The organism is Epibacterium sp. ABV4_022, from assembly GCF_056159345.1.
On the sequence record NZ_JBSWVA010000001.1, the window covers coordinates 2370696 to 2383975 of the forward strand.

Genomic DNA, 13280 nt, shown 5'->3' on the forward strand with positions numbered 1-13280 from the left:
TCATCCCTCTCCCAACGTGAAGCGGAAGCTGGAGCCGCCGCCCTCTGCCTCCACCACCTCGATGGTGCCGCCGTGCATCGAGATGATCTTTTCACACATGGCAAGGCCGAGGCCGCTGCCTTCGACCTCGGATTCTACATGCAAGCGGGTAAACAGTTCAAAAACGCTCTCGCGATCCTTTTCCGCGATGCCGATGCCGGTGTCATCCACACGCACGCCGACCCGTCCATCGACGGTTGCCAGCGGAGCGATGGTGATGCGGCAAGGCCGGTCGGGGTGGCGATACTTGAGCGCATTGCTCAGCAGGTTCTGCAACACCCGCGCGATCAGATCCGGCACCCCAAGCGCCTGCGGCAGCGGTTCGACGATCACCTCGGCCCCGACCTGTTCGATCGGCACCTTCAGATCCTGCACCGAGGCCCGGGCGATCCGGTTCAGATCCAGCTGTTCCAGCGTGACGTCCTTGTCCTGCAAGCGGGCAAAGTCGAGGATCGCATCGACCCGCCGTTTCAGGCGGTTGGTGCCGCGGGTCAGATAGTCCACCAGTTCCCGGGCCTCATCGTCGAGCTGGTCCGGCAGTTCCTCCAACAGCGCCTCGATACTGCTTTCGATGGTATTGAGCGGCTGTTTCAGGTCATGGGCGGAAATAAAGGCAAAGCGGCGGATTTCATTGGCGCGGCGCTGGATCTCGTCCTCCCGCTCGCGCAGGTCGGTGACGTTCTGATGCACGCCGATCATCCGCATCGGACGGTGATCCACGCTCCAGTCGGTGACCTGCCCGCGGCTCTTGACCCAGATCACCGAGCCATCCTTGCGCAGATAGCGCACCTCGACCGCAAAGGGTTTTGTGCCGCGGCTCTCGACATGGGCGTCATAGGCCTGGTGGAACCGCGGGCGGTCTTCCTCGTGGATGAGGGCAAACCAGGTTTCCGGCGTGGGGGCCAGCTCGCCGGTGGCAAAGCCCAGCAATTCGAGGAAGCGCCGGCTGATATAGAGCTGGTCGCTGGGGATGTTCCAGTCCCAATAGCCCGCCTCCTCGCTCTCCAGCACGCTGGCCAGAATTTCGCTCTGTCGCCGTGCCTCCTGCTCCAGAAGCTTGCTGTCGGTGATGTCCAGCAGGGTGATGACCACCCCATCGGGGCTGCCACGCGGACGGGTGAACTGGCGCACGCGGGTCTGCACAAAGCCACCGTCCTGGCGGCGCAGTTCGCGTTCGGTTTCCTCGCCCTGATCGCGCGCCAGCGTCGCGTCCTCCAGCAGCAGGGTGACCGCCTCCGGCAGCAGCGCCGTGGCAAAGCTCTGCAACGGGCGGCCCACATCGCTGTGCTGGAGGTCCAGATAGCGGGTCACCCCGGCGCTGAAGCGGCGGATGCACATGTCATTGTCCAACAGCAGGATGCCCAGAGCCGCGGTTTCCAGCAGGTTATCGACATCGGCGTTCACCTGCTCCAGTTCGGAAATCCGCTCGATATTCTCGGTGTTGACCGTGTGCAGCTCCTCGTTGATGCTCTGGGTCTCTTCGTTGTTGGCCTGCAATTCCTCGTTGGCGGCAATCAGCTCCTCGTTGGCGGTTTGCAGCTCCTCGTTGGAGGCACCGAGGTCCTGCGCCGTCACCCCGAGCATTTCCTGAAGCGAGCGCACCTCGCCCTCCAGATGCTGGATATAGGCCTTGGTCTGGGCCGCTGGCTCTTCTCCGTCTGACGCGCCCGGCTGGCTGCGCGGCAGCGCCTGGGTCGACTGGCGGATGAACAGGGCGATGGCCGTGGTGTGCCCTTCCCACATGATCTTGCGCCCGGACACCGATACCGTACGCACCTCGTCTTCCTCGATCAGCCGGATGTCGGAGGACTGGGCCGAGGTATTGTCCTCGGCGCCGCGCATGACCAGCGCCACGGCACTGCGCAGACGGTCGTCACAGAGTTCGAAGATATTGGTGGAAAAGCCGCTGTCCGGGATTTGCAGGATCGACTTCATGTTGCCGAAGGTCTTCAGCAGGGTGGCACTGGGGTCCACGATGCACACGCCGGTCTGGCTTGCCTCCAGCGAGAACTGGAACAGCGAATGCAGGTCGTCCTGCGCGGTGTGGGTGCTCGAAAGCATGCGCCGCGCCCGCGGCAGCATGCCCAGGGCCGGCAGCTGTGCGGTCAGCGATCCGCGCCCGGGCCTGGACTGCGCCACGCGCATGTTCTTGTAGATCCGCTCCTTGCCCATGAAGAAGCTGAACCGGACACCATCCGGCCCCGGCGTTTCCGCCGCCCCAAGGAGCAGGTACCCCTCCATGCGCAGCGACATCGAGAAATTCACCATCACCCGCGCCTGCACATCCGGGCTGAGATAGATCAGCAGGTTGCGGCAGACGATCAGGTCGGTCCGCGTGTAGGGCGGATCGAGGGTGATGTCATGCACCGCAAAGACAATCTGGGCGCGGATCTTCGGCGCAATCGCAAAGGTGCCGGGGTGGTGGGTGATATAGCCGGCCTCGCGGTATTCCACCGGGATTTCTTGCAGCGTGTGATCCGGATAGATCCCCTGTTTGGCGGTATTGACCGCGTTTTCGTTCACATCGGTGGCATAGACGCGAAAGTCGCGCTCGATCTGGTTGTCGTCGCGAAACTTCTGCAACAGCATCGCCAGCGTATAGGCTTCCTCGCCGGTGGAGCAGCCAACCGACCAGATCCGCAGGGGCGCGCTGGTGTCGCCCTCTTCGAACAGCCGGCGCAGCACCCGGGCCTCCATCGTGCGCCAGACATGCAGATCGCGAAAGAAGTTGGTCACCCCGACCAGAAACTCGCGATAGAGCAGCTCCGCCTCGCCGCTGTTCTCCTCGAGATAGCGGAGATACCCCTCTGCCCGGGTGAGGCCGAGAAAGCCCATGCGCCGCGCGATGCGGCGTTTCAGGGTGGGCTCCTTGTAGAGAGCAAAGTCGATTTCCGCCCACGTGCTGACCCGTTCCAGGATCTGCCGGAATATATCCTGCGCGCCGGAAAACACCTCATCCACATCGGCAATGCCGCTCTGGCGCAGCGCGATAAAGCGATCGATTTCCTCGACGATGTCGTCGGGTTGAAGCACCTGATCCACCAGCCCGGTGGCAATGGCCTGACGCGGCATGCCGTCAAAGCCGCAGGTCTCGGGGTCCTGCGCGATCACCAGCCCCTCGCGGTCCTTGATCGCCCGCAGCCCGCGGCTGCCGTCGGACCCGGTGCCGGACAGCACGACTCCGATCGCCCGCTCACCCGCGGCCTCGGCAAGCGAGAGGAAGAACACGTCGATCGGCAGGTTGAGCGCCGGGCGAGGCTGCGGCGCGACCAGCGAGAACCGCAATCCCGCCCCCCGTGGCGCATTGGCGTTGTCCGAGGCATCCGGATCGCCCGCCTGATGCGTTCGTCCGCTGTTGCTGTCGCCCCGGGTGCCCTGAATGACGATATGCGCGCCGGGGGGGATGACATAGATGTGGTGGGGTTCCACCGGCATGTCATCCTCGACCTCCACCACCTGGTGCTGGGTTTCGCGGCCGAGGATCTCGGTCATCAGCGATTTGTAGTCCGGCGACAGGTGCTGGATGATGACAAAACTGTGCGGGAAATCCTCGGGCACCCGGGTCAGCAATTGCTTGATCGCATCGAGCCCCCCCGCCGACGCGCCAACGCCGATGATATAGAACCGCTGGTCAACCGATCCCATCGGACGGGGCCCGCCGGTGGTCTCAATGGCCGAAGCGGGCTGCGGGGTGGGCTCTTCGGGCTGAATGTTGTCCTCCGTCATGTTCTGCTGAATCGCCTCGCTTGAAACCTGATCGATCACGTCGCCGGCCAGACCTGCAAGCACAGCGGCCCTCTGGGCGGGATGCCGGGGGTGGCGCGCGCGATCATGGCGCCCATGACACGACCCGGCCTCCCACAGCTTTGCCTGAGAGACTAACGACGGGACCGGTGCACGTCCAGCGTGTAACGCGGGCGTTTTGTTACTCTTCTCAAGGCGCAAGCGGGTCCCGGACACCTTTAACGGCAGCCGCCCTGCCCGCCCGGGCGCCCTGCCCCGCCCGGTGTGCCGGGCTGGTTTTGCGCGGGCCTGCAGGTGCCGCCAGCGCCCGGGGCGCTGGGACGGTTACTCGGCGCTGAAGCGGATATGCGGCCTGTCGCCCACCGCGGGGCCGCTGACCTGGGCGGTGACGCGGAACACATCGCGCAGCAGATCCTGGGTCAGCACCGCATCAGGGGTGCCGCAGGCGCGGACGGTTCCGGCGTCCAGAACCACGATCCGATCACAGAACATCGCCGCGAGATTGAGGTCATGCAGCGCGATGATGCTGGTCAGGTCCAGATCACGCACCATGCGCAGGATCTCGATCTGGTGGTGAATATCGAGGTGGTTGGTCGGCTCGTCGAGGAACATCACCTGCGGCGCCTGGGCGAGCGCCCGCGCGATATGCACGCGCTGGCGTTCCCCGCCGGACAGGGTCTGCCAGGCCTGACGCCGGCGAGTGGCCATGTCGACCCGCTCCAGCGCATGAGTGACTGCGGCCTCGTCGGCCTCTGACCAGCCCGCAAGCGCCGAGCGATGCGGGGTGCGCCCGAGGCGGACGACATCTGCCACCGTGACATTGGTGTCGGTCGCGGCACTTTGCTGGACAAAGGCCACCTGCCGCGACAGCGCCTTGCGCGGCACCTGCGCGATGTTTTCGCCGTTGATCTCGACCCGCCCGGAGGCCGGCTTGCGCAATCCTGCCAGCAGCCGCAGCAAGGACGACTTCCCCGACCCGTTGGGGCCGATCAGGCCCATTGTCTCGCCCGGCGCGACCCTCAGCGACACGTCGGACACAATGGTCCGGCGTTTGACGCCCCATCGCAGGCTGTCGGCAACCACACTCATGACTGCGGCCTCGCCCGGTAGAGGATGATGGCAAAGAAGGGCACCCCGACAAGCGCCGTGACAACGCCGATGGGCACCGTCTGCTGCGGCGCGATCACCCGGGAAACGATGTCGGCCACCACCATGAACACGGCGCCGACCACGGCGCAGGCGGGCAACAGCCGCAGATGCAGCGGCCCCACCACGTAGCGCGCCGCATGGGGCACCACCAGACCGACAAACCCGATCGCCCCCACCATGCTGACGATGGTGGCCGTGAGCAGGGCCGTCACCCCAAACAACAGCAGTCGGATGCGCCCAACCGGCACCCCGAGCGCAGCGGCATCCTCGTCCCCAAAGGTAAAGGCATCAAGCGAGCGCGCCATCACGATACAGATCGCGAGGCTGACGACCACCACCACCAGCAACAGCTGGAAATCCGGCCAGCGCACGCCGCCAAAGCTGCCGAGAAGCCAGAACATCACGTCCCTGGCCTGCTGCGCATTGCCGGAGGTGGTGACAATATAGGAGGTCAGCGCGTTGAACAGCTGCGAGGCCGCCACCCCGGCCAGGATCGTGTGGTTCGGCCCGCTGGTGGCCCCGTTGGACAGCAGCGCCACCAGGGCAAACGCCGCGAAGGCTCCGGAAAACGCCCCCAACGACAACGACAGGCTGCCGGCCCCCAGCCCCAGCACGATCACGCAGACCGCGCCGGTCGAGGCCCCCGCCGACACCCCCAGGACAAAGGGTTCGGCCAGGGCATTGCGCAGCAGCGCCTGAAGGATCGCGCCGCAGATGGCCAGCCCGGCCCCGGCCAGCGCGGCCACCAGCGCGCGGCTCAGGCGCAGGTTCCAGACCACGCTCTGTTCGATCCGTGCAATTTCCGCCCCGGTCAGCCCCAGTTCATTGGTGACCGACAGAAACACCGTATCCAGACCGATATTGTAGTCGCCGATCGCCGCCGCCGCCGCGACGGCAAAGACCAGCACAACCAGCGACAGACAGAGGAAGAGCGTGAGGCGCGCCGCCTCGCCTTCTGAAGCATCCGATGCCATCACGGAAGATCAATCGCCTTCAGCTGTTCGGCCACCTGCTCCGCACCGTAGAGCGTGCGAATGCTGGGGTTCATGGCGGCACCGCTCATCACCACAATGCGCCCGTTGCGCACCGCTTCCATCTGGCTGACGGTCGGATCGGAGGTCAGAAACGCGATCTTGTTGTCCGCCGTGTCCAGGTTCCAGCGCTCCCGGTCGACCTGCGCCACCACAAACACCGTCGGGTCGGCTGCCATGATGCCTTCCCAGCCGACGGCGGGCCAGTCCGCTTCGGTCTTGATCGCATTGGTGCCGCCCAGCACGTCGGCGATATAGCCCGACGGCCCGTTGCCCCCGCCCAGATAGGCGTCATCCGCCGGGGACGGGCTGGAGAACCAGAACAGGAAGCTCAGATCCTCTGTTTCGGAAAACTGCGCCCGCAGGGCAGCCTCACGGGCCTTGAAGTCCGCGATCAACGCTTGCCCGCGCTCTGCCACGTCAAAGATCCGGGACAGGTCCTCGATCTCCTTGTACAGCAGGTCCATGTTCCAGAGCTCCCCGCGCGAGCCATAGGCGTCGCCTGCGTCCAGCGTCGTCGAGCAGGCGCTGGGCGACAGATAGGTCGGGATGCCGAGGTCTTCGAAATCGGCACGTTTGGCGACCTTGCTGTCCGGCCCCAGCAGCGTGGTCAGCATGGCGGCGACAAAATCGGGCTGGGTGGCAAGCACGGATTCCAGCGTCGGAAATTCAACGGTGAGCCTTTCGACACCGCTGTTGGCCTCTGCCACTTCGGGCAGGACGGCATTGGGCCAGAACGCGGTGGCCGCCATGCGGTCCTCAAGCCCCAGAAGCAGCATGATCTCGGCGCTGTTCTGTCCCAGCGCGACGGCGTTTTCCAGCGCCTTGTCAAAGGTCACCGACTGACCGCAGTTCTCGATCGTCAGGGGATAGTGGGTGTCCGCCCGCAGGGGCATGCCGGACACCAGCAGCGCCACGGTTCCCAGGGCCAGGATCGAATTGCGAGACATCGGCAGATTTCCATTCTTGAGCAGTTTAGTCGGAAACCAGCTAAAGACATCAGCCTGCAAGTTCAAGCGTGATTCTGACCTGTATTGCCCTGGGGCGCTCCGCTTCCGGCCAGCCGCGCAGCCAGCGCAGCATCCGGGCCGCAGGCAGCGGCGGCGGTGCCATTGCCTGCGCCGCGCCGCTGCCTGCGGGACAGGTATCAGTGGCCCGGATTTTCCGGTTCGGTTTGCTCGGCGCCACGATCAAAGCGCTCTGCGTAGGACTCCGTCAACGGGCCGGACCCATGCAGCACCCGCCATTGCCGGATACCGTTGCGCCAGCCCGCGCGGCCCTCGCGGGTATCAGGCTCTTGGGTCTCCCCGGCTGGGGTCCCGTCCTTCAGGTGCTGCCAGACGGCCTGTTTGCCGTCGCAATAGGCGTCAGCGCCCCAGGCACCGAGGAGATCCTGAAAGGCGTCAAAGGCAGCGCGATTGAAGCGCTTGTCCTCGCCCAGACGGCCAATGACAGGGTTCTCGGGATGCACACCGCAACAGGGCACCCAACCTTCGGGGATCGGCGTATTGGCAGAATGGGTGCGTTCGGCACGCAGAAGTTTCGGCAGCACATGGGTGTGCGGGCCTTCGGGGGATTTACCGCCGGTGTCCGGACCGCCGATCATCTGATAGACCTCGACCCGGCCAAGACGGGTCAGCAGTACCCGATGCGGATGTGCCTTCAGGATCGCGCCCATCGCCGGGTTGTCCTGTTCAAACAGCGACCGGCCGGCGTTTTCATTCAGCACCGCCAGCAGGTCGGGATCGGCGGTGCGGATGCAGAAATCCGCCTGATACTGGCCCAGCCCCATGTCGAACAGCTGCGCACCGCGATCCTCGTCGCGCAGGGCGTCGTGGTCCGGGCCGAGCGCGGTCAGCACATCGCGCCGGTTCATCGCCGCATCTGCATGCGGCAGGCACAGCGACACCGCCTGCGTCCAGCGGTGCGGCTTGGGGCTGAGGGTCTCATAGGCGACCGGGCGCACCCCTTCGAGCGTGTCGATGCGCACACCGCCGCGCGGGGTGACCTGCATCAGCCCGGCGTGTTCCTGCGGGGCCGGGTCGCCCTCGACGTGGTGGAACTCGGCAATGGCGCCAAACGCCCCCATGTTCCAGCCGCAGTCTTTTTGCATCAGCGCGTCTTTCAGCACCTGTTGAAGCTCAGGCATCTGCTGCCCTCCTGTTGGTTGTTTTCCAGTCCAGGGCGCCGCTGTGGACGGCCTGGTAGACGGCCTTGCCGATGGCCTCGCCGGTGGCGGTGTGCAGCCCGGCATAGGGCGTGTCGCCGAAGGGCGCAGCCACCGCGACGCAGTCGGTGCCGGTGCCGGTCGCGGTTCCGCTTGGCAAGGTGATGCCCGCCTCCATCACCGCGGCGGTGCGGGCCTGGACCGCGATGCTCATCGCCTCGATCAGCCCGGCCTGGGTCAGCCCTTCGGACAGGCGCAGGGCCACATTGATGGTGCCCCAGTTGCGGCTGGCATAGTCCATCCGGCTGCCGGCCCGTTCGGCGTTGGACAGGCCGACGGTGGCCACCGCATGGGCGCTGATGCCCTCGACCGTGGCCGTGGCCTCGCAATATGCGCGCACATCGCGGGAGGTCAGGAAGGCGACGGCATCACTGCCCCCATGCTGTGCCAGTTCACCAGCAAACCACGAGGTGACATCCAGATCCGGCGGCAGGTCGCTGTTGCGGACTTCGCGCCACAGGATTCGACGCGCGGTGACAAGGCCGGGACGGTTCACAGCCCAGCTCAGCACCTGCATCTCGGTGCCGAGGTCAAACGCGATCCAGGGGCGGTCCAGAGTGACAGATCCCATCACAGCACCTGCAGCGGCTGGAACACCGGCCCTTGCGCCGTCTGCTCATGCCAGACCGAGATGCCAAAAGCGCGGGCCATGAGGTCGGGCGTCAGTACTTCGTCGGGCGGTCCGTCGGCAAGGATGCGCCCCTCGGCCAGCAGGATCAGCCGGGTGCAGTGGCGCGCGGCCAGCCCCAGGTCATGCAGCGAGAGCAGCGCCGTGCGCCCCTCGGCTGCGAGGGCGGCAAAGACCTCCATGGTGGAAATCTGATGCGCCGGATCAAGCCCGGCGGCGGGTTCATCGGCCATCAACAGCGGCGTGTCCTGCGCCAGGGCACGGGCAATCAGCGCGCGGGCCTGCTCGCCGCCCGACAGGCGCGACGCCGCCCGCTGGCGAAACATCTCCAGTCCCATGCGGGCGATGGCCTGATCCACCAGCGCCTGATCGCGGGGCGGCAGCCGCAGCCCCTGCGGTAGATGCGGCAGGCGGCCAAGCGCCACCAGCCGCTCCACTGGGATCGGCCAGGCGATTTCGCGCGATTGCGGCATCCAGGCCACCGTGCGGGCGCGCTCTGCCGCGCTCATCTCTGCCAACGAGCTGTGCCCCTGCGCCGGGATCAGCCCCAGCGCCGCGCGCATCAGGCTGCTTTTTCCCGCACCGTTCGGCCCCAGCAGGCCGACGAACTCCCCCTCCCGGATGGTGAAGGACACATCGCGCAGCACCGGGCGGTTGCGCAAGGTGACGGAGAGGCTCCGGACCGAAAGCACGCTCATGCCAGCCCCTTTCGGGTCTTGTAGATCAGATGTAGGAACAGCGGCGCGCCAACCAGGGCGGTGACCACGCCCAGTTTCAGGTCGCGCGACGGCAGGATGACCCGCACGGCAATATCGGCCAGTTGCAGCATGATGGCACCGCCAAGCGCCGAGGCCCACAACAGCCGCGAGGGCTGACCGCCCACCAGCGGGCGCAGAATATGCGGCACCACCAGGCCGATGAAGCCGATCGCCCCGGCCACAGCGGTCGCACCGCCGACGATACCGGCGGTGCCGATCACCAGCAGCAGGCGCATCCGGTTCAGGTTCATCCCCATGGTCTGCGCCGCGTCCTCGCCCAGGGTCAGCGCATCAAGGCCCCGCGCAAGAGTCAGCAGGATGGCCGCCCCCGTCAGCGCAAAGGGCAGCACCAGCCAGACATGCAGCATCGAACGGTCCGCCAGCGAGCCCATCATCCAGAACACGATATCATTGGCGGCAAAGGGGTTGGGCGACAGGTTCAGCACCAGCGATGTGAGCGCCGCCGCCATCGCCGAGATCGCGATCCCCGCCAGGATCAGCGTCAGCGATCCGCCCTGCGGCCCGGCCAGCGCCATCACCAGGAACACCCCGGCCAAAGCCCCGGCAAGCGCCGCCAGCGGCAGGCCCAGGGTCAGGCTCGCCGCCAGCCCGGTATTGATCGCCAGCACCGCCCCGAGTGCTGCCGAAGAGGACACGCCGATCAGTCCCGGCTCTGCCAGCGGGTTGCGCAGATAGCCCTGCATGGCCGCCCCCGCCAGCCCAAGCCCGCCGCCGATGATCACCGCCAGCACGGCGCGCGGCAGCCGGATTTCCCGCATCACCAGGGTCAGCGGTCCGTAGCCGTCGTCAAACAGCGCCGCCAGGCTCTCGGTCGCGCGCACATCCGCCGGTCCCACCGTAAGCGACAGCAGGAACAGCACCACCACCATGGCGCTGAGGGCGATCATCAGACGGATCATTTGCGGTCCTCCTGAGCGACAAACTGGCGGCGCTCTGCGGCCAGGGCCTCCACCGCGCGCAAGACATACGGGGTGCCGCAGACCCAATCCGCGTCGCGGATCTGACCGGCACCGCTGCGGGCGGCCAGATGGCGCACCACCGGATGCGCGAGGTTTTCCTCGCTGCGCGAGGCGCGCGGATAGGGGGATGTTGCGACCAGCAGGTCCGGCGCCGACAGGGCCAGCACCTCCAGCGGCATGTGGCCGGAGCCGCCAAAGCCCAGCTCATCCGCGATATTGCGCAGTCCCGCTGCCCGCAGGATCTGGCCTGCGAGGGTGCGGCGGCCGGAGGTGAAGCCATTGGCGGCATAAAGCGCGGCGCGCGGAGCATCCGGCCCGGCGGGTTCCAGTTCTTTCAGGCGTCTGTCGTAGTCGGCCAGCAGGGCCCGGGCGGCCTCTTCGCGGTCCAGAACCTCTCCCATCCGCAGGATGCGGTCGCGCACATCCTCAAGCGCGTTGGCAGGTTGAAACACCACTACAGGCACCCCGAGGCGCCGCAGCATATCGGTGGTGGCCCGGGTCGAATTGGCACCGGCAATCACCAGATCGGGCTGCAGGAGATAGATCTCTTCGGCCAGACCGTGATTTACGGGATACGCCATGGCCACGTCAGCCATGGCCGAGGCGCGGGCATCCCGCGCGATGTAGGAGACCGACGCCAGCTGGCCCGGCGCCGCAAGCAGCATCGCCAACTGGTCCGTGCACAGGTTCATCGACACCACGCGCGACGGCCCGGCAAAGGCTCCGGTGGCGGCCCACAGAAGGGCAAGGGCTATGCCGGGCAGCCTGCGCATGGATCAGAACGACGCCCGGACGCCGACAAAGACCTCGCGGCCGTTTGCGAAATACCCCCAGGATTCCTGATAGTCTTCATCCAGCAGATTCGTCACCCGCGCGGTCAGCTGTGCATTGGCCGTCAGGTCATAGGTGGTGGCCAGATCCACGACAGTGAAGGACGGAAGCTCTGCCGTCGGGGTACCGGTCGCGAAGAACTGGCGGCCGTGATTGCCGGTGACGTGACGCACATCCAGGTTGACCGTGCCGCGCCCGGCATAGGCCTGCGCCGCAACCGACAGGCGCAGCTCATGCTCTGGCCGGCGCACCTGCACCGCACCGGTGGCGGTTTCGGCATCCGTGTAGGAATAGGCGCCGCTCAGATCCAGCCAGTCCAGCACGGCAAAGGAGGTTTCCAGCTCAACCCCGCGCGACTTGCTGGTGCCTGGGATGTTGACAGCTGTCATGCCCGATCCCTGGATCAGATTGTCGACGTCATTGCGGTAGAGTGTCACCGCCAGCTCACCGCGATCGCCGAGACCAAAGTCCGCGCCCAGTTCGTAGCTGGTGCTTTCCTCCGGCTTCAGGTTCGGGTTGCCGGCAAAGGAACCGGGAACAAAGCCGAATTGCTCGAACATCGTCGGGTTCACAAAGGCGCGCCCGGCGGCACCGCGCAGGCGGATGTCGCGACCGGGCAGTTGATAGGACACCGACAGGTTCCAGGTGGTTGCATTCTCGAAGGTGTCGTTAAAGTCGTGGCGCAGCCCGGCCTGCACATCAAGACCATTGGCCAGTTCCCCCTGATACTCCAGTGCAACGGCCTCGCTGTTGCGCTCGAACGCGGTGCTGCCGGTGAAGGACGCCGTGTATGTCTGTTCTTCGGCCTCCAGCAGCAGGTTCAGGCGGTGTGCGGAGTGATCCAGCCCTGCCCCGTCCAGCGCAAAGTTGCCCAGGTATTTGAACGCGCGGTGCGTCGACTCGCTGGAGGACGGGCCAAAGGCGCCATCCCGGGACTGGTTCTCCTGGTCGGTTCCGCTGATGGAAAACCGGTGCCTGCTGCGCCCGGAGGCGCTGTCAGCCTCCAGCCACAACGAGCCGAACACTTCGTCGCGGTCGGTGTTTGCCGGGCTTTCCACCAGATAGCCTTCAGAGGTCGGAGACGTGGAGCCAAAGGGGAGCGTGTCCTCGCTGCCGTAGTGCTGCCAGGTGCGCCGCAGGGTGAAACCGGTGGTGATCTGATCCGTAATCTCATACCGACCGGTCAGGTTCACTGTTTCCCGGTCGTTGAACTCGGTGTCGCCGCCATCCAGCCGTGAACCGTCCTCGCCATCGGTCTGGCGCGTGTCGACGGAGAAGTTCAGCTCGCCGCGCTCGAACCGCTGCCGCACATAGGCATTGGCAGCACGGGTGCTGTTGGAGCCGACTTCGACGCCACCGCCATAAGAGGTGCCCGGCTTTTCCGCCCGCTTGGTGGTGATCGAGATCACGCCAGAGACGGCATTGGCGCCGTAAAGCGCCGATTGCGGGCCGCGCAGCACTTCGATGCGTTCGATATCGCTGACGGTCAGCCCGCTGAGGATATATTCGCCGCCCGACCCGGTATTGGCTTCGACCCCGTCGATCAGCACCAGCACGTGGTTGCCTTCGCCGCCGCGGATCCTCACTTGGGTAAAGCCGCTGCCGGTCGAGTTCACCGCCACGCTGGGAACGCCGCGCAGGGCATCTTGCAGGGTGGTAACTCCGCGTGTTTCAAGCTCTTGCGCGGTGATCACCGAGACCGAGCGACCATAGTTGTCCGCCTCGATCGGGGTCAGGCCGCCGGAGACGATGATCTCGCCGAGATCGATGACACCGCCCTCCTGAGCGGTTGCGATTGCGGGGACGACCACCAGCGCGGCGGCCAGTGACAGGCTTGCCTTGTCCATATTCCATTCCTCCCAGCCCGCGCGCAATACACACGCCAGGCACACC

Annotated in this window: 10 protein-coding genes; all 10 read right to left on the reverse strand. The window is 66.0% G+C overall.

Going from position 1 to position 13280, the window contains the following annotated elements:
• Window positions 1–3828, reverse strand: coding sequence for a chemotaxis protein CheB (locus tag ACXAF5_RS11170; protein WP_474946628.1), 3828 nt, complete (start codon window positions 3826–3828; stop codon window positions 1–3).
• 279 nt (window positions 3829–4107) lie between these two features.
• A complete protein-coding gene (locus tag ACXAF5_RS11175) occupies window positions 4108–4872 on the reverse strand; it encodes an ABC transporter ATP-binding protein (protein ID WP_474946629.1) in 765 nt (254 codons plus the stop codon).
• Window positions 4869–5906, reverse strand: a complete 1038-nt coding sequence (locus ACXAF5_RS11180) for a FecCD family ABC transporter permease (RefSeq protein WP_474946630.1) — start codon at window positions 5904–5906, stop codon at window positions 4869–4871. The genes ACXAF5_RS11175 and ACXAF5_RS11180 overlap by 4 nt, the downstream gene beginning before the upstream one ends.
• A complete protein-coding gene (locus ACXAF5_RS11185; protein ID WP_474946631.1) occupies window positions 5906–6913 on the reverse strand; it encodes an ABC transporter substrate-binding protein in 1008 nt (335 codons plus the stop codon). The genes ACXAF5_RS11180 and ACXAF5_RS11185 overlap by 1 nt, the downstream gene beginning before the upstream one ends.
• Before the next feature lie 197 nt (window positions 6914–7110).
• Window positions 7111–8112, reverse strand: a complete 1002-nt coding sequence (locus ACXAF5_RS11190; RefSeq protein WP_474946632.1) for a DUF6925 family protein — start codon at window positions 8110–8112, stop codon at window positions 7111–7113.
• Window positions 8105–8761 (reverse strand): adenosylcobinamide amidohydrolase, encoded by a 657-nt coding sequence (locus tag ACXAF5_RS11195; protein WP_474946633.1) that lies wholly within the window; start codon window positions 8759–8761, stop codon window positions 8105–8107. Before ACXAF5_RS11195 ends, ACXAF5_RS11190 begins: the two co-directional genes overlap by 8 nt.
• On the reverse strand, window positions 8761–9516 hold the full coding sequence (locus ACXAF5_RS11200; RefSeq protein WP_474946634.1) for an ABC transporter ATP-binding protein: 756 nt from the start codon (window positions 9514–9516) through the stop codon (window positions 8761–8763). The genes ACXAF5_RS11195 and ACXAF5_RS11200 overlap by 1 nt, the downstream gene beginning before the upstream one ends.
• Window positions 9513–10496: a FecCD family ABC transporter permease gene (locus ACXAF5_RS11205; RefSeq protein ID WP_474946635.1), complete on the reverse strand. Its 984-nt coding sequence runs from the start codon at window positions 10494–10496 to the stop codon at window positions 9513–9515. The genes ACXAF5_RS11200 and ACXAF5_RS11205 overlap by 4 nt, the downstream gene beginning before the upstream one ends.
• Complete coding sequence (locus ACXAF5_RS11210; protein WP_474946636.1) at window positions 10493–11329, reverse strand: ABC transporter substrate-binding protein; 837 nt, start codon at window positions 11327–11329, stop codon at window positions 10493–10495. The genes ACXAF5_RS11205 and ACXAF5_RS11210 overlap by 4 nt, the downstream gene beginning before the upstream one ends.
• A gap of 3 nt (window positions 11330–11332) precedes the next feature.
• On the reverse strand, window positions 11333–13234 hold the full coding sequence (locus ACXAF5_RS11215; protein ID WP_474946637.1) for a TonB-dependent receptor plug domain-containing protein: 1902 nt from the start codon (window positions 13232–13234) through the stop codon (window positions 11333–11335).
• Window positions 13235–13280: the final 46 nt, after the last annotated feature.

Bases quoted from the DNA above. Each gene is read 5' to 3' on its own strand.
- ACXAF5_RS11195 (WP_474946633.1), bottom strand. From the start codon at position 8,761: ATGGGATCTGTCACTCTGGACCGCCCCTGGATCGCGTTTGACCTCGGC.
- ACXAF5_RS11205 (WP_474946635.1), bottom strand. From the start codon at position 10,496: ATGATCCGTCTGATGATCGCCCTCAGCGCCATGGTGGTGGTGCTGTTC.
- ACXAF5_RS11210 (WP_474946636.1), bottom strand. From the start codon at position 11,329: ATGCGCAGGCTGCCCGGCATAGCCCTTGCCCTTCTGTGGGCCGCCACC.
- ACXAF5_RS11190 (WP_474946632.1), bottom strand. From the start codon at position 8,112: ATGCCTGAGCTTCAACAGGTGCTGAAAGACGCGCTGATGCAAAAAGAC.
- ACXAF5_RS11215 (WP_474946637.1), bottom strand. From the start codon at position 13,234: ATGGACAAGGCAAGCCTGTCACTGGCCGCCGCGCTGGTGGTCGTCCCC.
- ACXAF5_RS11175 (WP_474946629.1), bottom strand. From the start codon at position 4,872: ATGAGTGTGGTTGCCGACAGCCTGCGATGGGGCGTCAAACGCCGGACC.
- ACXAF5_RS11180 (WP_474946630.1), bottom strand. From the start codon at position 5,906: ATGGCATCGGATGCTTCAGAAGGCGAGGCGGCGCGCCTCACGCTCTTC.
- ACXAF5_RS11200 (WP_474946634.1), bottom strand. From the start codon at position 9,516: ATGAGCGTGCTTTCGGTCCGGAGCCTCTCCGTCACCTTGCGCAACCGC.
- ACXAF5_RS11185 (WP_474946631.1), bottom strand. From the start codon at position 6,913: ATGTCTCGCAATTCGATCCTGGCCCTGGGAACCGTGGCGCTGCTGGTG.